The 23,052-nt window shown below is 39.8% G+C and carries 13 protein-coding genes, 20 tRNA genes and 3 rRNA genes; 4 read left to right on the top strand and 32 right to left on the bottom strand.

Annotation, left to right across the window (positions count from 1 at the left end; translation table 11 throughout):
* Positions 1-175 precede the first annotated feature (175 nt).
* The 25 genes from MKY70_RS03950 to MKY70_RS03830 all read right to left on the bottom strand — a co-directional run bounded on the left by MKY70_RS03950 (position 176) and on the right by MKY70_RS03830 (position 8,971).
* Positions 176-1,327, bottom strand: a complete 1,152-nt coding sequence (locus MKY70_RS03950; protein WP_088034001.1) for a DUF3965 domain-containing protein — start codon at positions 1,325-1,327, stop codon at positions 176-178.
* 423 nt (positions 1,328-1,750) lie between these two features.
* Positions 1,751-2,170, bottom strand: coding sequence for a CBS domain-containing protein (locus MKY70_RS03945; protein WP_002010634.1), 420 nt, complete (start codon positions 2,168-2,170; stop codon positions 1,751-1,753).
* A 131-nt stretch (positions 2,171-2,301) separates the two neighbouring features.
* A tRNA-Glu gene (locus MKY70_RS03940) sits at positions 2,302-2,373 on the bottom strand.
* Position 2,374: 1 nt separating this feature from the next.
* Positions 2,375-2,449: transfer RNA gene (locus MKY70_RS03935), tRNA-Asn, on the bottom strand.
* 7 nt (positions 2,450-2,456) lie between these two features.
* Positions 2,457-2,533, bottom strand: a tRNA-Ile gene (locus tag MKY70_RS03930).
* Between the two features lie 10 nt (positions 2,534-2,543).
* A tRNA-Trp gene (locus MKY70_RS03925) sits at positions 2,544-2,614 on the bottom strand.
* Between the two features lie 3 nt (positions 2,615-2,617).
* Positions 2,618-2,693: transfer RNA gene (locus MKY70_RS03920), tRNA-Thr, on the bottom strand.
* Positions 2,694-2,713: 20 nt separating this feature from the next.
* Positions 2,714-2,789, bottom strand: a tRNA-Phe gene (locus MKY70_RS03915).
* Positions 2,790-2,798: 9 nt separating this feature from the next.
* A tRNA-Asp gene (locus tag MKY70_RS03910) sits at positions 2,799-2,874 on the bottom strand.
* A 2-nt stretch (positions 2,875-2,876) separates the two neighbouring features.
* Positions 2,877-2,953, bottom strand: a tRNA-Met gene (locus MKY70_RS03905).
* Between the two features lie 24 nt (positions 2,954-2,977).
* Positions 2,978-3,070: transfer RNA gene (locus MKY70_RS03900), tRNA-Ser, on the bottom strand.
* A 60-nt stretch (positions 3,071-3,130) separates the two neighbouring features.
* Positions 3,131-3,223 (bottom strand) — tRNA-Ser (locus MKY70_RS03895).
* Positions 3,224-3,241: 18 nt separating this feature from the next.
* A tRNA-Ala gene (locus MKY70_RS03890) sits at positions 3,242-3,314 on the bottom strand.
* Between the two features lie 15 nt (positions 3,315-3,329).
* Positions 3,330-3,403: transfer RNA gene (locus MKY70_RS03885), tRNA-Pro, on the bottom strand.
* A gap of 10 nt (positions 3,404-3,413) precedes the next feature.
* Positions 3,414-3,487, bottom strand: a tRNA-Arg gene (locus MKY70_RS03880).
* A 3-nt stretch (positions 3,488-3,490) separates the two neighbouring features.
* Positions 3,491-3,579, bottom strand: a tRNA-Leu gene (locus tag MKY70_RS03875).
* 16 nt (positions 3,580-3,595) lie between these two features.
* Positions 3,596-3,670, bottom strand: a tRNA-Gly gene (locus tag MKY70_RS03870).
* Between the two features lie 29 nt (positions 3,671-3,699).
* Positions 3,700-3,780: transfer RNA gene (locus MKY70_RS03865), tRNA-Leu, on the bottom strand.
* 16 nt (positions 3,781-3,796) lie between these two features.
* Positions 3,797-3,872 (bottom strand) — tRNA-Lys (locus MKY70_RS03860).
* A 4-nt stretch (positions 3,873-3,876) separates the two neighbouring features.
* Positions 3,877-3,951: transfer RNA gene (locus MKY70_RS03855), tRNA-Gln, on the bottom strand.
* A 12-nt stretch (positions 3,952-3,963) separates the two neighbouring features.
* Positions 3,964-4,047, bottom strand: a tRNA-Tyr gene (locus MKY70_RS03850).
* A gap of 7 nt (positions 4,048-4,054) precedes the next feature.
* A tRNA-Val gene (locus tag MKY70_RS03845) sits at positions 4,055-4,130 on the bottom strand.
* Positions 4,131-4,135: 5 nt separating this feature from the next.
* Positions 4,136-4,251, bottom strand: a 5S ribosomal RNA gene (gene rrf, locus MKY70_RS03840).
* 100 nt (positions 4,252-4,351) lie between these two features.
* Positions 4,352-7,273 (bottom strand): 23S ribosomal RNA (locus tag MKY70_RS03835).
* Positions 7,274-7,419: 146 nt separating this feature from the next.
* Positions 7,420-8,971 (bottom strand): 16S ribosomal RNA (locus MKY70_RS03830).
* Together the 16S, 23S and 5S rRNA genes with 20 tRNA genes alongside form the textbook arrangement of a ribosomal RNA operon.
* Positions 8,972-9,643: 672 nt before the next feature.
* Between MKY70_RS03830 and MKY70_RS03825 the strand changes: the two genes are divergently transcribed.
* On the top strand, positions 9,644-12,688 hold the full coding sequence (locus tag MKY70_RS03825; protein ID WP_341023271.1) for an efflux RND transporter permease subunit: 3,045 nt from the start codon (positions 9,644-9,646) through the stop codon (positions 12,686-12,688).
* 44 nt (positions 12,689-12,732) lie between these two features.
* Here the strand turns inward: MKY70_RS03825 and MKY70_RS03820 are convergent, their stop codons facing one another.
* The 4 genes from MKY70_RS03820 to MKY70_RS03805 all read right to left on the bottom strand — a co-directional run bounded on the left by MKY70_RS03820 (position 12,733) and on the right by MKY70_RS03805 (position 16,175).
* Positions 12,733-13,257 (bottom strand): AAA family ATPase, encoded by a 525-nt coding sequence (locus MKY70_RS03820; RefSeq protein ID WP_088031267.1) that lies wholly within the window; start codon positions 13,255-13,257, stop codon positions 12,733-12,735.
* A 133-nt stretch (positions 13,258-13,390) separates the two neighbouring features.
* Complete coding sequence (gene pstA, locus MKY70_RS03815) at positions 13,391-14,311, bottom strand: phosphate ABC transporter permease PstA (protein ID WP_002010630.1); 921 nt, start codon at positions 14,309-14,311, stop codon at positions 13,391-13,393.
* A 2-nt stretch (positions 14,312-14,313) separates the two neighbouring features.
* Positions 14,314-15,204: a phosphate ABC transporter permease subunit PstC gene (gene pstC, locus MKY70_RS03810; RefSeq protein ID WP_002090872.1), complete on the bottom strand. Its 891-nt coding sequence runs from the start codon at positions 15,202-15,204 to the stop codon at positions 14,314-14,316.
* A 71-nt stretch (positions 15,205-15,275) separates the two neighbouring features.
* Complete coding sequence (locus tag MKY70_RS03805; protein WP_000245113.1) at positions 15,276-16,175, bottom strand: phosphate ABC transporter substrate-binding protein PstS family protein; 900 nt, start codon at positions 16,173-16,175, stop codon at positions 15,276-15,278.
* Positions 16,176-16,675: 500 nt separating this feature from the next.
* On the opposite strand from MKY70_RS03805, the gene MKY70_RS03800 reads away from it, so the two are divergent.
* Genes MKY70_RS03800 through MKY70_RS03790 form a run of 3 tightly spaced genes read left to right on the top strand, consistent with a single transcriptional unit; the run spans position 16,676 to position 19,030 of the window.
* Positions 16,676-16,933 carry a FeoA family protein gene (locus tag MKY70_RS03800; protein WP_060750876.1) on the top strand — a complete coding sequence of 86 codons (258 nt, stop codon included), beginning with the start codon at positions 16,676-16,678 and terminating at the stop codon, positions 16,931-16,933.
* The gene (locus MKY70_RS03795) at positions 16,930-17,652 is read left to right on the top strand and encodes a FeoB small GTPase domain-containing protein (protein WP_002090874.1); all 723 of its coding nucleotides are present in this window, start codon (positions 16,930-16,932) and stop codon (positions 17,650-17,652) included. The genes MKY70_RS03800 and MKY70_RS03795 overlap by 4 nt, the downstream gene beginning before the upstream one ends.
* Positions 17,630-19,030, top strand: a complete 1,401-nt coding sequence (locus MKY70_RS03790) for a nucleoside recognition domain-containing protein (protein ID WP_131247887.1) — start codon at positions 17,630-17,632, stop codon at positions 19,028-19,030. The genes MKY70_RS03795 and MKY70_RS03790 overlap by 23 nt, the downstream gene beginning before the upstream one ends.
* Before the next feature lie 203 nt (positions 19,031-19,233).
* Here the strand turns inward: MKY70_RS03790 and MKY70_RS03785 are convergent, their stop codons facing one another.
* From MKY70_RS03785 to gerLA, 3 genes are read right to left on the bottom strand one after another with little or no spacing between them, the layout of a single operon-like run.
* Positions 19,234-20,400 (bottom strand): Ger(x)C family spore germination protein, encoded by a 1,167-nt coding sequence (locus MKY70_RS03785; RefSeq protein WP_283749394.1) that lies wholly within the window; start codon positions 20,398-20,400, stop codon positions 19,234-19,236.
* Positions 20,384-21,508, bottom strand: a complete 1,125-nt coding sequence (gene gerLB, locus MKY70_RS03780) for a spore germination protein GerLB (RefSeq protein WP_341023259.1) — start codon at positions 21,506-21,508, stop codon at positions 20,384-20,386. Before gerLB ends, MKY70_RS03785 begins: the two co-directional genes overlap by 17 nt.
* A complete protein-coding gene (gerLA, locus tag MKY70_RS03775; RefSeq protein ID WP_341023257.1) occupies positions 21,509-22,987 on the bottom strand; it encodes a spore germination protein GerLA in 1,479 nt (492 codons plus the stop codon). It lies immediately after the preceding gene.
* Positions 22,988-23,052: the final 65 nt, after the last annotated feature.

The raw sequence follows: 23,052 nt of genomic DNA, 5'->3' as shown, positions 1-23,052 counted from the left end.
AAAAAATGAATACTTTTTTTGGTATACAAGGAAGTTATACTGCACAATTTCTCCTTTATGGAATGTTATTTCTTATCTTAGTTACTTTCTCCTTGCTTTACTAACAAAAAAAGGATCTCACATAAACTTGAGATCCTTTTTAATTTATATTAATTTTTAATATGTAAAATATGGTTTATCCACAAGCATATTTTTCATAAATGAAACTAAGATTATATTTTTTCTCTAAGCTCATTCTTTGTTCATCGTCGCACCAATAGAAAAGAATATCATGAATCGTTGCATAACGCTTATTTTTAAGAAATAGTTTAAAGAATGATGGTAAACAATCATGTAATTGTATAAATATATAATTGCGTAGTATTTCTTCTTTGTATTCAATTCCCTTACAAATATACAGTAATTCTTCACAATAATATGCATGCTGTGGAACTTGGATCATTTCGAAAAATGGTACATATGATAGTAGCTTTCCAATAAAATGACCATACCGATCCATTACCCCTATCGTCATATGCTCCATCATTTCTTTCATCACATATAAATAATCATCTACATGAGTTGTCTTTAAAGGGTCTAATCGATCGGAAATTTGTGAAAGTACAGCTCTTTGACAAGCTAAAACTGCTTGACTAGGTCCATAATATGATAGGAAGTCTGTACACTTACGATACTTTCGTAATAAGTCATGTGTATATAAATCATATACAAAAGTATTACAATACATTGCCAGACTCATCATATCACTATTTAATTGCTCTTTTGACAGTGTTTTAGCTCGCTTACACATATAAAAGAATGTAAATTCCAATACTTCTTTATGAGATAATAGATGTTTGCAATCTGTTATACATTTCTCACTAAATTTAACTCGCTTCCAAATTTCTACATCCTCAGCTGTTAATTCACCAATACGATATTTAATAATTAAATAGTTTAAAGCAACTGCTTTCGTCAAAAGATCCCATGTTTCATACTCCAATGAAGTTCGGACAAATTCATCTAGCCCTTGGGTTATCATAAAAGCATTTGCCTCTTCATACCAACCAATCTCTTGACATAAACGAAGAATACGTACTAGAGTTGGAATTTCATCTTTATGAAACTGCGGTAAATTCTTTACTTTATTCATGCCATATACGATAAATGCCGCTAAATTTTCTTCTTTATAAAATTCTTTTTCTTTCCATACTAATATAGTTCGCTCTTTCCTTTCACCTTTTGGATGACAAGGTACAAGCAAAGAAAATAACTCAGCGAAATTATTTGGTTCTATATATGTATCTGTAACCAAATTCCAATTTGGATCGCCCTGTACAGCCCTCATATAATTCCCCTTCCCTTTTTATCCCGCTATTTGCGGGCAGTAAGACTCCCACCTCAAAATTCTGCGAATGCGAGGAAGTTAGGTGGGAGATAAAACTGCCCATAAAAGCCCGATTGGTTCAACTAATAATTATTGGGGGATGGACACCCCCCAATAATTAAAGTTTCACTTTATCTACGTAGGAAATATTAATTCATTATTACATCATTAACAACGAATATTGTTATATTCAAAATCTATAATAACACTTATATCTCTCAGTATATCATTTTTTCTCTTATTAAAAATTAGGAATGACAAATTTTAAAAAACTGTCAAAAATATTGACTCTATACTTATTATATAATGTCTCAGATACATCACGCTAACATATTAGTTTAATCCGTATATACTAGAATAATGTATCTGATCTTTATACATAATTTATTCCATATGCTCTGAGATTTCACTTAAAGCAAACCCTGCTTGATCATCTGCTGATTTTCTTATAGCTAAATCACCTAGTGCTAGCATCCCAACAAGTTGACCGCTCTCAACAACCGGTAACCGTCTAATTTGATATTGTGCCATTAATTCTGTAGCTTTTTCAATAGAATCGTCTGGAGAAACTGAAACAATGTTTGTTGTCATTACATTTGTAATTTGATTAGATCCAGGATGTTTTTCAGCAATCCCACGAACAACTAAGTCTCGATCAGTAACAAGCCCAACAACTTGTTTATTTTCAATAACAGGAATCAATCCAACCGATTCTTCCTTCATTTTTACAGCTGCCTCATATACATTGTCTAATGGTGTACAATGTACGATATGAGTACTCATAAGTTCTCTAACTTGCGTCATTTTTCATCTCCTCCTTTTAATACATACCATAGCTTTTCCTAAATCCCTTTATTTATTTCAGGAAAATAAGGTGATAAAAAGAGGCTTATACATAATAAAAAAGAGTCAGCAATATGCTGACTCTTTTTTTATGACCCGTACGGGATTCGAACCCGTGTTACCGCCGTGAAAGGGCGGTGTCTTAACCACTTGACCAACGGGCCATGGCTCCGCAGGTAGGACTCGAACCTACGACCGATCGGTTAACAGCCGATAGCTCTACCACTGAGCTACTGCGGAATATATATGGTGGGCCTAAATGGACTCGAACCATCGACCTCACGCTTATCAGGCGTGCGCTCTAACCAGCTGAGCTATAGGCCCATATACTTTACAGGGGCAGTAGGAATTGAACCCACACTGGAGGTTTTGGAGACCTCAGTTCTACCTTTAAACTATGCCCCTAAATGGTGCCGGCTAGAGGACTTGAACCCCCAACCTACTGATTACAAGTCAGTTGCTCTACCAATTGAGCTAAGCCGGCATAAAAAAAAAACAAAAAAATGGTGGCTCGGGACGGAATCGAACCGCCGACACGAGGATTTTCAGTCCTCTGCTCTACCGACTGAGCTACCGAGCCAACATAAAATGGCGGTCCCGACCGGGGTCGAACCGGCGATCTCCTGCGTGACAGGCAGGCATGTTAACCACTACACCACGGGACCATTGGTTGCGGGGACAGGATTTGAACCTGCGACCTTCGGATTATGAGCCCGACGAGCTACCGTACTGCTCCACCCCGCGACGATATTATGTTTTAAAAATAAATGGAGGAGGTAGAGGGATTCGAACCCCCGCGCGACTCTCGCCGCCTGTCGGTTTTCAAGACCGATCCCTTCAGCCGAACTTGGGTATACCTCCATGAAGGAAAAATTAATATCTTATTCATTTTTATATGTAACTAAACCACTTTTTAAAAAATGGAGGAGGTAGAGGGATTCGAACCCCCGCGCGACTCTCGCCGCCTGTCGGTTTTCAAGACCGATCCCTTCAGCCGAACTTGGGTATACCTCCGACATATAAAAAATAAAGTGGAGCCTAGCGGGATCGAACCGCTGACCTCCTGCGTGCAAGGCAGGCGCTCTCCCAGCTGAGCTAAGGCCCCATGTTTTTGGGAAAATCGGGAAGACAGGATTTGAACCTGCGACCCCCTGGTCCCAAACCAGGTGCTCTACCAAGCTGAGCCACTTCCCGTTAATAAAAGCGCGCCCGAGAGGAGTCGAACCCCTAACCTCTTGATCCGTAGTCAAACGCTCTATCCAATTGAGCTACGGGCGCATATGGTGCCGAGGGCGGGGGTCGAACCCGCACGGTGGTCACCCACCGCAGGATTTTAAGTCCTGTGCGTCTGCCTGTTCCGCCACCCCGGCATGTCATACTGAAAATTGGAGCGGAAGACGGGATTCGAACCCGCGACCCCAACCTTGGCAAGGTTGTATTCTACCACTGAACTACTTCCGCAAGACATGTTTGAGTTATTTTATTAAAAGTGCGGGTGAAGGGAGTCGAACCCCCACGCCAAAGGCGCTAGATCCTAAGTCTAGTGCGTCTGCCAATTCCGCCACACCCGCATATTTTTTAAGAAAATGGTGAGCCATGAAGGATTCGAACCTTCGACCCTCTGATTAAAAGTCAGATGCTCTACCAACTGAGCTAATGGCTCTTAATGGCTGGGCTAGCTGGATTCGAACCAGCGCATGACGGAGTCAAAGTCCGTTGCCTTACCGCTTGGCTATAGCCCAATAATTAAGAAATGGTGGAGGGGGGCAGATTCGAACTGCCGAACCCGAAGGAGCGGATTTACAGTCCGCCGCGTTTAGCCACTTCGCTACCCCTCCGACTATATGGTGGAGGATGACGGGATCGAACCGCCGACCCCCTGCTTGTAAGGCAGGTGCTCTCCCAGCTGAGCTAATCCTCCATTTTGCCTGGCAACGTCCTACTCTCGCAGGGACAAGGTCCCAACTACCATTGGCGCTAGAGAGCTTAACTTCCGTGTTCGGTATGGGAACGGGTGTGACCTCTCTGCCATCATTACCAGACTATATTCGATTGAGACAAACATTATTATACTTGATTCACTTAGAAAGTCAATAAGTTTTTTATATTCTCTCAAAACTAGATAACGTTGCTTCATATTATATGGTTAAGTCCTCGATCTATTAGTATTCGTCAGCTCCACATGTCACCATGCTTCCACCTCGAACCTATCAACCTGATCATCTTTCAGGGATCTTACTAGCTTACGCTATGGGAAATCTCATCTTGAGGGGGGCTTCATGCTTAGATGCTTTCAGCACTTATCCCTTCCGCACATAGCTACCCAGCTATGCCCTTGGCAGAACAACTGGTACACCAGCGGTGCGTCCATCCCGGTCCTCTCGTACTAAGGACAGCTCCTCTCAAATTTCCTGCGCCCACGACGGATAGGGACCGAACTGTCTCACGACGTTCTGAACCCAGCTCGCGTACCGCTTTAATGGGCGAACAGCCCAACCCTTGGGACCGACTACAGCCCCAGGATGCGATGAGCCGACATCGAGGTGCCAAACCTCCCCGTCGATGTGGACTCTTGGGGGAGATAAGCCTGTTATCCCCGGGGTAGCTTTTATCCGTTGAGCGATGGCCCTTCCATGCGGAACCACCGGATCACTAAGCCCGACTTTCGTCCCTGCTCGACTTGTAGGTCTCGCAGTCAAGCTCCCTTATGCCTTTGCACTCTACGAATGATTTCCAACCATTCTGAGGGAACCTTTGGGCGCCTCCGTTACACTTTAGGAGGCGACCGCCCCAGTCAAACTGCCCACCTGACACTGTCTCCCGGGTCGATAAGACCCGTAGGTTAGAATTTCAATACAGTCAGGGCGGTATCCCACCAGCGCCTCCACCGAAGCTAGCGCTCCGGTTTCAATGGCTCCCGCCTATCCTGTACAAACTGTACCAAAATTCAATATCAGGCTACAGTAAAGCTCCACGGGGTCTTTCCGTCCTGTCGCGGGTAACCTGCATCTTCACAGGTACTATAATTTCACCGAGTCTCTGGTTGAGACAGTGCCCAAATCGTTACACCTTTCGTGCGGGTCGGAACTTACCCGACAAGGAATTTCGCTACCTTAGGACCGTTATAGTTACGGCCGCCGTTTACTGGGGCTTCAGTTCAGAGCTTCGCTTACGCTAACCCCTCTCCTTAACCTTCCAGCACCGGGCAGGTGTCAGCCCCTATACTTCGCCTTACGGCTTCGCAGAGACCTGTGTTTTTGCTAAACAGTCGCTTGGGCCTATTCACTGCGGCTTTCCGTTAAGAAAGCACCCCTTCTCCCGAAGTTACGGGGTCATTTTGCCGAGTTCCTTAACCAGAGTTCTCTCGCACACCTTAGGATTCTCTCCTCGCCTACCTGTGTCGGTTTGCGGTACAGGCACCTTTTATCTCGCTAGAAGCTTTTCTTGGCAGCGGGGAATCAAAGACTTCGCTCCATAAGGAGCTTCCCCATCACAGCTCAGCCTTCACGATAAGCGGATTTGCCTACTTATCAGCCTAACTGCTTGGACGTGCACAACCAATCGCACGCTTCTTCTATCCTTCTGCGTCCCTCCATTGCTCAAACGATAAAGAGGTGGTACAGGAATATCAACCTGTTGTCCATCGCCTACGCCTGTCGGCCTCGGCTTAGGTCCTGACTAACCCTGAGCGGACGAGCCTTCCTCAGGAAACCTTAGGCATTCGGTGGACGGGATTCTCACCCGTCTTTCGCTACTCATACCGGCATTCTCACTTCTAAGCGCTCCACCAGTCCTTCCGGTCTGACTTCACTGCACTTAGAACGCTCCCCTACCACTGATACCATTGGTATCAATTCGCAGCTTCGGTGGTGTATTTAGCCCCGGTACATTTTCGGCGCAGAGTCACTCGACTAGTGAGCTATTACGCACTCTTTAAATGGTGGCTGCTTCTGAGCCAACATCCTAGTTGTCTAAGCAACTCCACATCCTTTTCCACTTAATACACACTTTGGGACCTTAGCTGGCGATCTGGGCTGTTTCCCTCTTGACTACGGATCTTATCACTCGCAGTCTGACTCCTAAGGATAAGTCATTGGCATTCGGAGTTTGACTGAATTCGGTAATCCGATGAGGACCCCTAGTTCAATCAGTGCTCTACCTCCAAGACTCTTACACTTAAGGCTAGCCCTAAAGCTATTTCGGGGAGAACCAGCTATCTCCAGGTTCGATTGGAATTTCTCCGCTACCCACACCTCATCCCCGCACTTTTCAACGTGCGTGGGTTCGGGCCTCCATTCAGTGTTACCTGAACTTCACCCTGGACATGGGTAGATCACCTGGTTTCGGGTCTACGACCACGTACTAAACGCCCTATTCAGACTCGCTTTCGCTGCGGCTCCGCCTCTTCAGCTTAACCTCGCACGGGATCGTAACTCGCCGGTTCATTCTACAAAAGGCACGCCATCACCCATTAACGGGCTCTGACTATTTGTAGGCACACGGTTTCAGGATCTCTTTCACTCCCCTTCCGGGGTGCTTTTCACCTTTCCCTCACGGTACTGGTTCACTATCGATCACTAGGGAGTATTTAGCCTTGGGAGATGGTCCTCCCAGATTCCGACGGAATTTCACGTGTTCCGCCGTACTCAGGATACATTCAAGAGAGAACGAAGTTTCGACTACGGGGTTATTACCCTCTGTGACGGACCTTTCCAGGTCGCTTCGTCTACCTCGTTCCTTTGTAACTCCGTATAGAATGTCCTACAACCCCAAGAGGCAAGCCTCTTGGTTTGGGCTAGATTCCGTTTCGCTCGCCGCTACTCAGGAAATCGCATTTGCTTTCTCTTCCTCCAGGTACTTAGATGTTTCAGTTCCCTGGGTCTGTCTTCCATACCCTATGTATTCAGGTAAGGATACCATACCATTACGTATAGTGGGTTTCCCCATTCGGAAATCTTCGGATCAAAGCTTACTTACAGCTCCCCGAAGCATATCGGCGTTAGTCCCGTCCTTCATCGACTCCTAGTGTCAAGGCATCCACCGTGCGCCCTTTCTAACTTAACCAAACTAAAATTAAAAAAATATGAGCTACACTGTTATCTAGTTTTCAAAGAACATACATTTAAACTTGAGAGATAGTTCTCTCAAAACTGAACGAAACAAAACAAGTCAACGTTTATTGATGAACTGCGTTCATCAATTCTCCATAGAAAGGAGGTGATCCAGCCGCACCTTCCGATACGGCTACCTTGTTACGACTTCACCCCAATCATCTGTCCCACCTTAGGCGGCTGGCTCCATAAAGGTTACCCCACCGACTTCGGGTGTTACAAACTCTCGTGGTGTGACGGGCGGTGTGTACAAGGCCCGGGAACGTATTCACCGCGGCATGCTGATCCGCGATTACTAGCGATTCCAGCTTCATGTAGGCGAGTTGCAGCCTACAATCCGAACTGAGAACGGTTTTATGAGATTAGCTCCACCTCGCGGTCTTGCAGCTCTTTGTACCGTCCATTGTAGCACGTGTGTAGCCCAGGTCATAAGGGGCATGATGATTTGACGTCATCCCCACCTTCCTCCGGTTTGTCACCGGCAGTCACCTTAGAGTGCCCAACTTAATGATGGCAACTAAGATCAAGGGTTGCGCTCGTTGCGGGACTTAACCCAACATCTCACGACACGAGCTGACGACAACCATGCACCACCTGTCACTCTGCTCCCGAAGGAGAAGCTCTATCTCTAGAGTTTTCAGAGGATGTCAAGACCTGGTAAGGTTCTTCGCGTTGCTTCGAATTAAACCACATGCTCCACCGCTTGTGCGGGCCCCCGTCAATTCCTTTGAGTTTCAGCCTTGCGGCCGTACTCCCCAGGCGGAGTGCTTAATGCGTTAACTTCAGCACTAAAGGGCGGAAACCCTCTAACACTTAGCACTCATCGTTTACGGCGTGGACTACCAGGGTATCTAATCCTGTTTGCTCCCCACGCTTTCGCGCCTCAGTGTCAGTTACAGACCAGAAAGTCGCCTTCGCCACTGGTGTTCCTCCATATCTCTACGCATTTCACCGCTACACATGGAATTCCACTTTCCTCTTCTGCACTCAAGTCTCCCAGTTTCCAATGACCCTCCACGGTTGAGCCGTGGGCTTTCACATCAGACTTAAGAAACCACCTGCGCGCGCTTTACGCCCAATAATTCCGGATAACGCTTGCCACCTACGTATTACCGCGGCTGCTGGCACGTAGTTAGCCGTGGCTTTCTGGTTAGGTACCGTCAAGGTGCCAGCTTATTCAACTAGCACTTGTTCTTCCCTAACAACAGAGTTTTACGACCCGAAAGCCTTCATCACTCACGCGGCGTTGCTCCGTCAGACTTTCGTCCATTGCGGAAGATTCCCTACTGCTGCCTCCCGTAGGAGTCTGGGCCGTGTCTCAGTCCCAGTGTGGCCGATCACCCTCTCAGGTCGGCTACGCATCGTCGCCTTGGTGAGCCGTTACCTCACCAACTAGCTAATGCGACGCGGGTCCATCCATAAGTGACAGCCGAAGCCGCCTTTCAATTTCGAACTATGCAGTTCAAAATATTATCCGGTATTAGCCCCGGTTTCCCGGAGTTATCCCAGTCTTATGGGTAGGTTACCCACGTGTTACTCACCCGTCCGCCGCTAACTTCATAAGAGCAAGCTCTTAATCCATTCGCTCGACTTGCATGTATTAGGCACGCCGCCAGCGTTCATCCTGAGCCAGGATCAAACTCTCCAATAAAGTTAGTTTGTCTAGCATCTAAAAATAAAAATTGACGTTCACGTTGTTTGTTTCGTTCAGTTTTCAAAGAACTTGTCTGCCGCTTCAAAAGCGACTTCATCATATTAACATCTTCATTTTTCGATGTCAACTATGTTTTTGAATTTCTTTTTTGTCGTTTTCTGCGTTTCCGCATCAGCGACGTTTATTAATATACCATCATGGTTTTTAAATAACAAGTATTTTTTATAAAAAAATACAAAAAGTTATCTATCCTACTTTCTTCTATAGAAAGAATCCTTATCCTTTCTACTAAAAACATTCATTTTGATTGTATACAAGTTACTATACACTATCATCAACCAAGCAGTATTTCACAATAACTTCCTAACCTTTAGTCTTCTCCTTTTTTAATTTTATAATTACCATAGTTCTACTTAAGAAGGACACATAATCATTTAAATGTAGAGTAACAAAAAACGCGGCCACTATACTAGAGCAAAACTTTAATTCCTGATTTTTCTCTCCAATCAGGAATTTTGCTTCCACAAATAACAAACTTCCCCTCGAAATATTAAATTAAGATTATTGTTAGAATTTTTTTACATTTAATTAATGAAAGATATCCAATTTTTGTTATATAGTAAGAAAGTGCCCACAAAACTATAAATAAACTAATGGAGGAATTATTTTATGGATAGGTTAACAAAATTTTCATTAAAAAACCGAGCCGCTATTATTATCATGGTTTTTCTCATTTCCATACTCGGTGTTTATTCCGGTTCTAAATTACCTATGGAATTTTTACCAAGCATCGACAACCCTGCAATAACTGTTACGACATTATCTCAAGGGCTCGATGCTGAAACGATGACCAAGGACGTAACTGACCCCCTTGAAAAACAATTTCGTAATTTAGAACATATCGATGGCATCACTTCTTCCACACATGAGGGATTATCACGCATCGACATTGCATATACATCCAAGGCAAATATGAAAGACGCGGCACGCGAAGTCGAAAAAACAATTAATACGATTAAATTACCTAAAGATGTAACTAAACCTGTTGTTAGCCAATTAAACACTTCTATGATTCCACTCGCTCAAATTACCATCCAGAAGCAAAACGGATTTTCAAAAGCTGACGAAAAACAAATTGAGAAAGAAATCGTACCACAACTCGAAAGCATTGATGGTGTTGCCAATGTTATGTTTTTCGGAAAATCAACTTCCGAATTATCCATCGTACTTGATCCTAACCAACTAAAAGATAAAAACGTAACATCACAGCAAGTATTAACAGTTTTACAAGGAAAAGAAACTTCCACTCCAGCCGGAGCAATTACCGTTAATAAGGCAGAATACAATCTTCGTGTCATCGGGGATATAAAAAATGTAAATGACATAAAAAACATCACCGTTACACCTCAAGTAAAATTACAAGATGTTGCTCAAATTGAATTAAAACAACATTACGATACAATCTCGCACATAAACGGGGAAGAAGGAACAGGATTAATCATCATGAAAGAGCCGAGTAAAAATGCGGTTGCAATCGGAAAAGAGATTGATAAAAAGATTAAAGATATAAGCAAGCAATATAAAGATCAATTCTCTATTAAACTTTTAGCTTCAACTCATGAGCAAGTTGAAAATGCTGTTACTAGTATGGGAAAAGAAGTAATCCTTGGGGCAATTGCTGCAACTCTCATTATCTTAATCTTTTTACGCAGCTTCCGAACAACACTCATCGCTGTCGTTAGTATTCCATTATCTATTTTATTAACACTATTTTTACTCCATCAATCTAACATCACACTTAACATTCTAACTCTTGGTGGCTTAGCCGTTGCAGTTGGACGTCTCGTCGATGATAGTATCGTTGTCATCGAGAATATTTTCCGTCGTTTACAAAAAGAATCTTTCTCTAAAGATATTATTCTCGATGCAACAAAAGAGGTCGCCGTCGCAATTACCTCTTCTACTTTAACGACAGTCGCCGTTTTTTTACCTATCGGTCTCGTATCGGGAGTAATCGGAAAACTAATGTTACCTATGGTGTTAGCAGTTGTGTATTCTATACTTTCTTCCTTAATTGTGGCATTAACAGTCGTTCCACTTATGGCTTTTTTACTGCTCAAAAAAACAAAACGTCGCAATTCACATTCTTCACCGCGATATGTCGCTACATTAAAGTGGGCTCTTTCTCATAAGTTTATCATTCTACTCACTTCTTTTTTATTATTTGCAGGATCAATTGCAGCCTACATACTACTTCCGAAAGCTAACATAAAGTCTGAGGACGATACAATGCTTTCCGTTAACATGACATTTCCAGGTGATTATGATTCTGAAGCTAAAAAACAAAAAGCCTTTGATTTCGAAAAGAAACTCCTCTCTAATTCTGATGTAACAGATGTTATTTTGCGAATGGGATCTAGCGCAGAAGATGCACAATGGGGACAGACAACTCAAAACAATCTTGCAACTATATTTGTAGTCTTTAAAAAAGGATCTGACATAGACCAATATATTAAAGAATTAAAAAAGGATCATACAGCTTTCGAACCAGCTGAACTTGATTATATAAAAACGAGTTACTCTGACTCCGGAGGCGGAAACAACTTACAATTTAATGTAACAGCTACTAACGAAACAAATTTACAAAAGGCCGCTAACATCGTCGAAACAAAACTAAAAGGTATGGACGATCTCTCTAAAGTAAAAACAAATATAGAAGACTCTAAAAAAGAATGGCAAATTCATATCGATCAAACAAAAGCGGAACTACATGGTTTAACACCAGAATTAGTAGCACAACAAGTATCATTCCTTATGAAGAAATCTCCTCTTGGGGAAATCTCAATCAATAATGAAAAAACAACCATTATGATAGAACATAAAAAGGCATCCATTAACAAACAAGAAGATATTTTAAACACAAACATACTATCACCTATTAACGGACCAATTCCTTTAAAAGATATTGCAACTATTTCAGAAAAACAACTTCAAACGGAAATCTTCCATAAAGATGGGAAAGAAACGATTCAAATTACCGCAGAAGCTTCAAGTGAAGATTTAAGCAAAGTAAGCGCAGAAGTAAACAAGGCGATAGCCGACTTAGATTTACCTAACGGAGCAAAAGTAAATGTCGCAGGTGCTACTGAATCTATGCAAGAGAACTTCACAGATTTATTCAAAATTATGGGGATCGCAATCGGGATTGTATATTTAATTATGGTTATCACATTCGGGCAAGCACGTGCTCCTTTCGCGATTTTATTCTCTTTACCATTAGCTGCTGTCGGCGGTATTTTAGGATTAATCATTTCAAGAACACCTGTTGACGTAAATTCATTAATCGGCGCATTAATGTTAATCGGGATTGTCGTTACAAATGCTATTGTATTAATAGAAAGAGTGCAACAAAATCGGGAAAACGGTATGGAAACAAGAGAAGCCTTACTAGAAGCAGGATCTACTAGATTACGCCCAATTATTATGACAGCTATAACAACAATCGTCGCTATGCTACCACTCCTCTTCGGGCAATCTCAAGCAGGAAGTATGGTATCGAAAAGTCTGGCCGTCGTTGTAATCGGTGGTTTGGCAGTCTCAACCGTTCTTACATTAGTAGTCGTTCCCGTTATGTATGAACTATTAGATAAAATCGGGAGAAAAAGACGCTCCCGCAGAAAAATAAGCACTTCTACAGAAACACCTGATATTTAAACTAAAAGGCGTTATCTTCTCGAATGAAGATAACGCCTTTTTATTTATCTACCGATATAACTCATTATTTTTGGGGCATATTGCTCTAGAGGTTTACCAGAATCTACAATAAGGTATTCACTATTTGAAGGTCTTTTACTACCATTTAACCACTTTTTAAAAGCTAATTCCGACTCCACTTCTCCAATTTGACTGATCATACGCTTACGTGTTTGCAGCCTCATATCAATCTCTTCCATATCATTAAGATAACATTCAATATATTTATATTTCACACCATGTTTATTTGACCATTTAATTCCTTTTTCAACCATCCCCTCATATAAACACGGACTATCCAATATAACACTATGCCCTTGTTCTAAATAAGAATCAATCAATGCCCATTCAACATCGTACGATAACCCACCAACAGTTTTTGATTTAATCCCTTTCATTTCTAATGATTTTAGCAATGCTGATTTCAAAACATCATGATCTACAATTACAGCACCTGTCAGCTTGGCTATATATTTTGACACTGTTGATTTTCCTGATCCAGGAAAACCTGACATTTGCAGAAAAAACACATTAAAACTCCTCTCTAATCAGTATTTATTCATCTGTATAATCAATTAAAAATTCAACAATTGTTATGTCCATTCCTTCTATATAAAAACAAAAAAACTCCCTACTTATAAATAGAGAGTTCTTCTTTGCTATTTATGCCGCTTTTACCTTCTTCGTCGTTTTACGACTTTTTTTCGCTCCTGTAAAACGCTTGTGTAATACAGATGCTACGAAACGAGAAATGATATTAAAGAGTAATACCATAATAATTAATACAGCTGCAGATTTTGTTGCAATTAACTTCGCATCCGGGATAATCCCTTCAGAGTTTAATTTCCAAATATGAACAGCTAACGTTTCAGCTGGTCTAAATGGATTTAAAGGATGCGAGGGGCTCGAGAAGTCCGCTGCTGAATTTAAAATAGGTGATGTTAAACCCGCTGTATAAATTAACGCCGCAGCTTCACCGAATATACGGCCTGCCGCTAAAATAATACCTGTAATAATTTGTGGTAACGAAGACGGGATAATGATGCGGGCAATTGTTTGCCATTTCGTTGCACCTAGTCCAAGACTCGCCTCTTTTACATTATGAGGAACTTCAGAAATCGCATTTTCACAAACACGTGTTAAACCAGGCAAATTCAAAATAGTTAAAGCAAGAGCTCCACCCATTACTGTATATCCCCAGCCTGTCATTGTAACAAATACTAATAAGCCAAATAGTCCAACAACAATAGAAGGTAAAGACGCCATTGTTTCAATACATAAACGAACAAAACTTAAAAAACGACCTTGTTTTGCATACTCCGCTAAATATATTCCAGCCCCTAGTCCAAGAGGAATAGATATAATAAGTGTTATAACAAGCATGTAGAAAGAATTGAATAACTGTGGACCAATTCCCCCACCAGCTCTTGTATTGCTTGGTTCTCCGAATAAGAAACTAGGATCCCAAAATCCCCATCCCTTTTGCAGAATTTCGTACATTAAAAAAGCCAGCAAAGCTACAACTAAAGCTGCAACCCCATAAAAGATACCTGTCCAAACTTTATTTACCGTTCTTGCATTCATTATTATCGCTCACCTCTTTGACCAATCGCTCGAATTACTAAAATAAACAGGAATGAAATAACAAGTAAAATCATTGCTAACGTCCATAGCGCATTGTTCCAAGCTGTTCCGTTCAATGTATTCGTCATATCCATTGTCAGAATACCTGTTAACGTTGCTGTTGGACTATATATTCCTTCCGGTAATTTAATCGTGTTCCCGATTACCATTTGAACCGCTAACGCTTCACCAAAAGCACGCGCTAACCCTAAAACTATACCTGTTAAAATTCCTTGTTTTGCAGCAGGAACAATAACTCGGCTAATCGCTTGCCATTTCGTCGATCCTAGACCGTAAGAAGCTTCCAAGTAATCAAACGGAACAGAGCGTATTGCATCAGAGGCAATACTAGCAATAGTAGGTAAAATCATAATACTCAGGACAATAATACCCGCAATTAAACTAAATCCCACTCCACCGAACGAATCCCGTAATAGAGGAACCAAGATCGTAACCCCTAATAATCCGTATACAACTGATGGAATACCAACTAATAATTCTAAAACAGGCTTTAATACTTTATTCCCAAACTTCGGCGAAATTAAATTCATGAATATAGCAAGAGCTATAGCAATTGGTGCACTAATGACAACAGCACCTAACGACACAAGCGTCGAACCGACAATAAAGATGACAGCACCATACGTACCTTGATCAGCATTTGGATTCCATTTTGTCGAAGTTAACACCTCAGAAAACGAGATACCACTTTGCGTGAAAGATTGAATTCCTTTGCCGCAAATAAACGCAATAATAGCTAATGTAATAAAAACAATAAAGATACCGCAAAACGTAACAAGTGATCTACCTATATATTCACTCTTTACGTAATTAATTTGTTTTTTCCCCTTCATCACAGGACAGACCCCACTTCATAGATTGCATTGAACAGGACTGGCCTTGCAGCCAGCCCCATAAAATTTTATTACTTATTTAATTTAGACATTGGGATGTAACCCATATCTTCTACTTGTTTTTCGAAATCTTTACCTTTTACATAATCAATGTAAGCTTTTGTCGCTTCTTTTGCCTCACCTTTAGTTACCATGTACTCGTAAGACCAGAATGGATATTTACCAGCAGAAATATTTTCAACTTTCGGTTCAGATCCATCAATTTTAACCGTTTGTAACGCACCTTTTTTCTCACCAACCATGTAAGACATCGCTAAGTAACTAACTGAACCTGGAGTAGAGTTAATCGCTTGCTCTACAGCACCATTAGAATCTTGTGTTGTACCAGTTCCATCATTAATCTTCGCGTCTTTCATCACTGTCTTTTCAAAAGTAGCACGTGTACCAGATGAAGCTGGTCGGTTAATTACATTGATTTTTTCATCTTTTCCGCCTACTTCTTTCCAGTTCGTCACTTTTCCAGTGAAGATATCTTGCACTTGTTTTACTGTTAAGTTATCAACTTTTACATCTTTATTTACAACAAGTGCGAATGCGATACCCGCAACTTTGTTATCTACTAATTCTTTTGCTTTTTCAGCATCTTTTATTTTATCTCCAGCTGGAACATCTGAGTTACCAATTTGTACCGCACCAGATGCTACTTGGTTAATCCCAGTTCCACTACCGCCACCTTGAACTTGAATAGAAACTTTTGAATTTTTCTCCATGAATTTCTTTCCAGCTTCCTCCGCAAGAGGTTGAAGAGCTGTAGAGCCAGCCGCTGCAATCGTGCCTGATAATTCTTGTTTTGCATCGCTACCTTTAGCAGCTTCCTTATTATCCGTACTTTCTGCTTTTCCACATCCAACTAATGCACCTGCAACAACTAAAGCCGCTAAAGAAAATTTAATACCCTTTTTCATAACCATGTCTTGTACCCCCATTTGGATTATCACTTTTCGAATTCATCTTCTTTCGAACACAAATTCATTGTAGGACAACAATATTATGTGAGTGTTAAGCAATTTTTAAGTTTAAGTAAATAGAGATAACATCCCATAAAAGCTAGACATTCCAACATTTACAGTTGAAAAAGCCAACAAAACCCACACTAAACACGCAGTATTGTAAATTTATTCTTAACAATGTAAATTCAATGTAAATGATTTTCTGTATTTTTCCCTTTAGGTTAAAACTACATTTACAATTCCCCTATATTTTTAAGCTTTTACACTCTTACTTTAAGAAGAATTCCAGTAATATTTTTCGGTACAACTAAATAAATTGGAACAATTCTAAAAATATTTGAATATTTTTAAAGTACTAATTGACAGCATCATTAAATGTAGTCTACTATATTAGTATCAAAAAGTTTACCTAAGGAAACTTTTTAAACTAAAACTAAAAATATAGAGATGAGGTAACTTTTATGGTATCGGCTAATACTAAACCCCTTTCCGAATTCAGAACAGGGGAATTTGTACAAATTGAGAAGATACAATTAGAAGGAACTATGAAACGACGTTTATTAGATTTAGGCTTTTTTCCTGGAGCGACAATTAAAGTATTACAACGCAGCCCACTTGGAGACCCAGTCGCTTATCAAGTAAGCAACACAACTATTGCACTGCGCAAGGAAGAAAGCTCCCTTATTTTCGGGGTATTAATAGGAGATGATTTCAGATGAGTAACCATCGCATTGCGTTAGCTGGTAACCCGAATACTGGGAAAAGTACATTATTTAATACTTTAACAGGCTTAAAACAACATACTGGAAACTGGACGGGGAAAACTGTTTTAAAGGCTGAAGGGGAATATAAGCATGGCGGAAATATATATACAATAATAGATTTACCTGGAACTTACTCACTGTATTCAAATTCGGCAGATGAAGAAGTAGCACGAGATTATATTATATTTGAAAAACCAGAAGTAACTGTAGTTGTTATAGATGCAACTGCAATGGAGAGAAATTTAAATTTAGCACTCCAAGTGATGGAAATGACAAACGATGTGGTCATTTGTATTAACTTAATTGATGAAGCGGAGAAAAAAGGAATCATTATTGACGAAAAGAAATTAGCAAAATCACTCGGTGTGCCTGTAGTGAAGATTTCTGCTCGCAACCGAGTAGGCATTGGTCATTTGCTAAATGTCATCGCTAAAGTAGCAAATAAAAAACTCATTCCAACACCAATTAAAATTACTTATAATGAAAAAATCGAAAATATGATTCAAGAATTAGAACCACAAATTTATAAAGTGTTCGGCAATACGTATCCAGCACGTTGGATTGCGTTACGTATTTTAGATGGAGATAAAAATTTCTTAACTGCACTTCAAAAACATCATAACGAACCACTTGTAAGGGAGGTCGTAATAAATGGAATCTCACTCAGCCAGTAAAGCTCTTCCGCTGGACTATATTGTTCAACATGCACAAACACTTTCAAAAGAAGATATACGAGATGATATTGTCGGAGATATTTATCGAACCTCCGCAAGTATATGTAAAGAAGCTGTCCAATATACAAATACCGATAAATTGTATCGTTCTGAAAAACTAGATAAAATTTTCACATCTCCAATCTGGGGATTCCCAATTATGCTCGGTATTTTATCTATTGTTTTTTATCTTACAATTGCAGGCGCTAACGTACCTTCTGATATGATCGCTAAGTTCTTTGGCTGGGTAGAAGGATATTTAACATCTTGGTTCCAAGCAGCGCATGCACCTGAATGGTTACATGGCATTTTAATACTTGGTTTATTCCGCGGTACCAGTGCTGTTATAAGCGTTATGTTACCACCTATGGCAATCTTTTTCCCTATGTTCGCACTATTAGAAAACTACGGATATTTACCACGTGTCGCATTTAACATGGACCGCTTATTCAAACGATCTGGTGCACACGGCAAACAATCTTTAACAATGGCAATGGGATTCGGTTGTAATGCAGCTGCCATTATGTCAACACGTATTATTGAATCACCACGTGAACGTATGCTTGCAATCTTAACAAACAACTTCGTTCCATGTAATGGGCGCTGGCCTATGTTAATTTTAATGGCTTCACTATTTATGGCTGCTGGTTATACAGGTAGTATGCAAACACTTGTTACTGCTGGCGTTGTAGTTGGAATGGTTGTAATTGGTGTCATTATGACATTAACCGTTTCTTGGGTACTATCAAAAACAGCTTTAAAAGGTGTTCCGACTCACTACACACTTGAGTTACCACCGTACCGTAAGCCAAAAGTTTGGAATACAATTGTACGCGCAACACTCGATAAATCAATATATGTTTTAAAACGAGCTGTAGTTGTAGCTGCCCCTGCAGCTGCATTAACTTGGTTACTTGCTAATATTTTCATCGGTGACACAAGCTTACTTATGTATTTTGTAAACTTCCTAGATCCATTTGCTAAAATGTTAGGACTTGACGGGTTTATTTTAGCTGCATTCATTCTTGGACTACCAGCGAATGAAATTGTTATCCCGATTTTATTAATGTCTTATTTATCAACTGGGGCTTTAACTGAAATAGATGATTTTAACCAAATTAAAAATCTATTCTTAGAAAATGGTTGGACTTGGTTAACAGCGTTAAACACAATGTTGTTCTCACTTCTTCATTTCCCATGCGGAACAACACTAGTTAACATATATAAAGAAACAAAAAGTGCAAAATGGACATTTTTATCGTTTGCAATCCCTACTGTTATTGCCATTGTTGTGACATTCCTCTCTACACAATTGGTACATTGGTTAGGTCTTGTATAAAAAACAAAGCATACATAGAAGGTATCCCCCTTCACATATGCTTTGCACGAAAGAAACCTGAAATTATTCAGGTTTCTTTTTATCTTTCCACGGCTGAGCTCCATACGTTGTGATTTTTTTATGAATAAAATATATGGCCCCCGGAAGAACTGCCATTAATATCGTGCAACTAATTCCTAGTCCAGTAAACAACTTAAATCACCTTATTTCACTCTCTTCGGTAAAGCTGAACCTGAATGCTCAATTGTCGGATGAACATGAACAGTAACCTCAGCATTACTAAAATAATTTTCACCTTGATCCCAATTTTTATCTATCTTCTTCCATTCTTTATAATTATGCCGCTTATATACTTCTCCTAACGCTAATACATCTACCTTATATTTTGTTTGAACAAGCTTAATCGATTTTTGGATACGCTTCTCCATTTCCTCCGCAATGGTTTTCTTTAATCGCTTTTCATTCATAATTTGTTTATGATCACTAAAATGCAACTCTGCTAAGGTCCCTTCCAAAGATAAATGGATATCAAACTTCGGTTTTGTAGCATTTTCCGTAGATACTTTAATCTTTCGGCGCATCTTATGAATTTCGTATGTAACAAGCTGACCTTGTTTACGGATAGTAAAGAACCCTCCAATTTTTTTACCTATTACATAATTCATTCCGAATGTTTCTTCTCCATTCAAACTGCCTACACACTTATTATCTTTTCCACGAAACAACGCTGCCCCGTTCATTTGTACCCCCTGCTTTGTTAGTTCGAGAATAGGTAATACGAAACTTTGGTTAGCAATCATTTTTTGCTGTACCTCACCAATTCTTGCAGCTTCAATCATTTGAGCATTTTTCGGAGGATGCTCAGCTAACATATCAATATACTGCGCCGGTAAGTTCTCAGGCTTGGCACTCTGCTTTAAAATAGCTTCTGCATTTTTCTTAGAAACGAACAAACGAATATTTCTTCTCATCTCGTGATCACGAATATATACATCTAACGTATTTTGTAAAACATATGGATTCGCTAGTAAATCTTTAGAAAAAATTATCACTTGTATATGCGGAAAGAATAGTGAGCGACTAATTTTTTTAGCAATAATTCGTATTTGCTCAAAGACACTATCTGCTTTCGCACTAACATTAATATAATTTTCACTATCTCCACCGACTTGGCCACCTTGTTGCGCTAACTTACTGGGAAGTACCATCTGATACGTCCCTTTCATAATTGGATTTGATTTCTTTGCCTTCACAATATCGTAAGCTGCGCCTACTACAAATCCTCTTTCTTCTATTTCTTCTAGCTCAGAGCACCCACTTATAGATCCAGCTAAAACCATAACCATTATAATTTTAAGAAGGTGTTTCATTTCTACCATTCCTTCTTTTTATTTTATATACAATAAAAACTAACAAAGGCGCTAGCACGACAGAACCCATATCTATCCAAGCTAAATAAGTCCCATAACTTGACAAAGTATTCAAATTACTAGGTATCATATTCGCCATAAAAATAATCGGGGCACTTACAAAAATGAAAATATGTTTCTTCACTTTCGGAAACATAGCACAAAATAATAAAGATGCGACGTCATAATACATTGCTGTAGTGTTATAAATAGTAATAATCCAAGTAGTAAAAAAAATGGCATCAAATCTTTCTAAAAAACCTCCACCAATTTCAATTTCTTTACCCAATTCAATTGTTGGATACGTCAATCCACGGGTTGTCATATACGAAAAAACGCTAATACAAGTTACATAAATTAAAATGTATGACAGCACATTTACCATCACTGCTTTTGCAACTGCCATTGGCGCTTTTTTCGCTGCCTTATCGTTCAACATCACAGCATAAAACAGAGCTACCTCAAATCCGATAAATGTGAAAATAGAATTTTTAACTCCTACAGCATATTGACTTGCGTTCGTTTGAAAAGCTGGTAGTAAATTGTTTATTTCCATTAAATTCACATTCAATAAAGAAAGCAACACTATCGCAATGAACACGATAGGTAAGAATAGAACATTTAACCTTACTAAAGCCGCTCTCGATCCTGCTACTCCATAAATAACAACTAATAAGAAGAAGAAAGACAATAGCTGTATTGGTGTATCACTAAATAAATATGTTTGTGAAATAATTGCAATCATTCGCGATTCATATGCTGTCAAAGCTGCAAATGTTAATACTAAAATGCTACTAATTGTGTATGCAACAGGCTTCGTCAAATGTGCACTTGTATATTGAACAAAGTTTTGTTTTGGGAATAAAATAGCTATCCTCGTTACAAACCAACCTAAAACCGCACATATCAATCCACCCAAAAGCAAAATAATCCAACCATCCGAAAATAAAGTTTGGTCAGCAATATCTCGAGGCATAGATAATGCACCTATACCGATAATTGTTGACGATACCGCAAAACCAAGTTCCCGAGATCCAATTTCTTCATCCCCATATTCAAATGGTTTCAATTACTCTCGCTCCTTTGGACGTAGTGTAGAGTCTTTCGTTTGTAAATATTCTGGTCTCTCTTTTAACATTGATTTTGGTAGGCGAACCAATTCTTCTTCCCAATCTTTATAAAAAGCAGGAGCAATAGGTGTTGTATACGGTACCCCAACACTCTTTAAATTTGTAATATGGATCGCAAGTGCAATAAGAGCTAAAATAATCCCGTACAATCCAAAAGCAGTCGCGGCTAATACAAAAACGAAAAGTAAAATCCTAAACGTAATCGTAATACTATACACAGGCAGTGAAAATGTAGCAATTGCGGTAACCGCAATAATAATTACTAAAAACGGATTTACAATCCCCGCATTTACTGCCGCTTCTCCAATTACAAGACCGCCTACGATGCCAATTGTTTGTCCCATCGGTTTCGGAAGCCTAATCCCGGCTTCTCGTATTAATTCCATCGTTAATGCCATCATTAATGTTTCTATATAAGCAGGAAACGGTACCCCTTCTCTCGCTCCCGCAATGGAATAAGCTAGTTTAGATGGGATAAGCCCTTGATGATACGATACAAGTGCTACGTACATGGCAGGTAATAAAACAGCAGCGATACCTGATCCCATACGTAACATTCTTAATAACGTTCCAATTACCCAACGCTCATAATGATCTTCTACAGATTGAAAAATATCAACAAATACTAGTGGAGCTATAAGAGCAAATGGTGACCCATCTACTAAAATGGCCGCTTTCCCTTTCGCCAATGCAGCCACTATATTATCTGGTCTTTCTGTATTTAAAAACTGCGGAAACGGCGACAAATTATTATCTTGAATTAATTGCTCAATCGTTCCTGTCTCAAAAATGACATCTGTCACTATTGATTGAAGACGCCGATCTAGCTCGTTTACGATGTAAGGGTTAATAATATCTTCTATATATACTAGGGTTACTTCTTTCTGCGATCGCTTCCCCATAATATAAGATTGAAACCGTAACTTCGGATCACGTAAACCACGGCGAATTAACATTTTATTCACATTAATATCTTCATTTAATCCAACTCTCGGTCCACGTATTAAATCTTCTGTCACTGGAGGCTCTAGACTTCTTTTTTCCCAAGCTCTACTATTAACAACAATAGCCGTTTGAATATTATCAATTAATATGACTGTATCTCCTGCTAAAACCGCATTTATAATATCTGGAAAAGTTGTCTTCCTACCGACTTCTGCAATAGAAATAAAACGATCCAATAATGTCTGAACCACAGCTGCTTCATTTGGTATTTCTTCATATTGAAGTGTACGAACTACATATTTATAAACATTATCCTTATCTGTCAATCCACATAAAAAAACAACCGCACAACGTGTAATGCTACCAGCAAGAGCAACTTCTCTAATTGTTAAATCATTAGGTGAACCTAACTCATCTCTAATTTCCTTCATAACTTCAAACAAGTTACCTTTTAGTTCTAACAATTTCCCCACCTAACTTCCTTTTCAACAAGTTTTTAGTTAGATTCCGCTAATAGAAGAAAATATATACAAAAAAG

It is taken from the genome of Bacillus sp. FSL R9-9492, assembly GCF_038007365.1.
GTDB lineage: Bacteria > Bacillota > Bacilli > Bacillales > Bacillaceae_G > Bacillus_A > Bacillus_A mycoides.
Note: the sequence above shows the minus strand (reverse complement) of the source record. Positions and strands in the feature narration are given on the sequence as shown.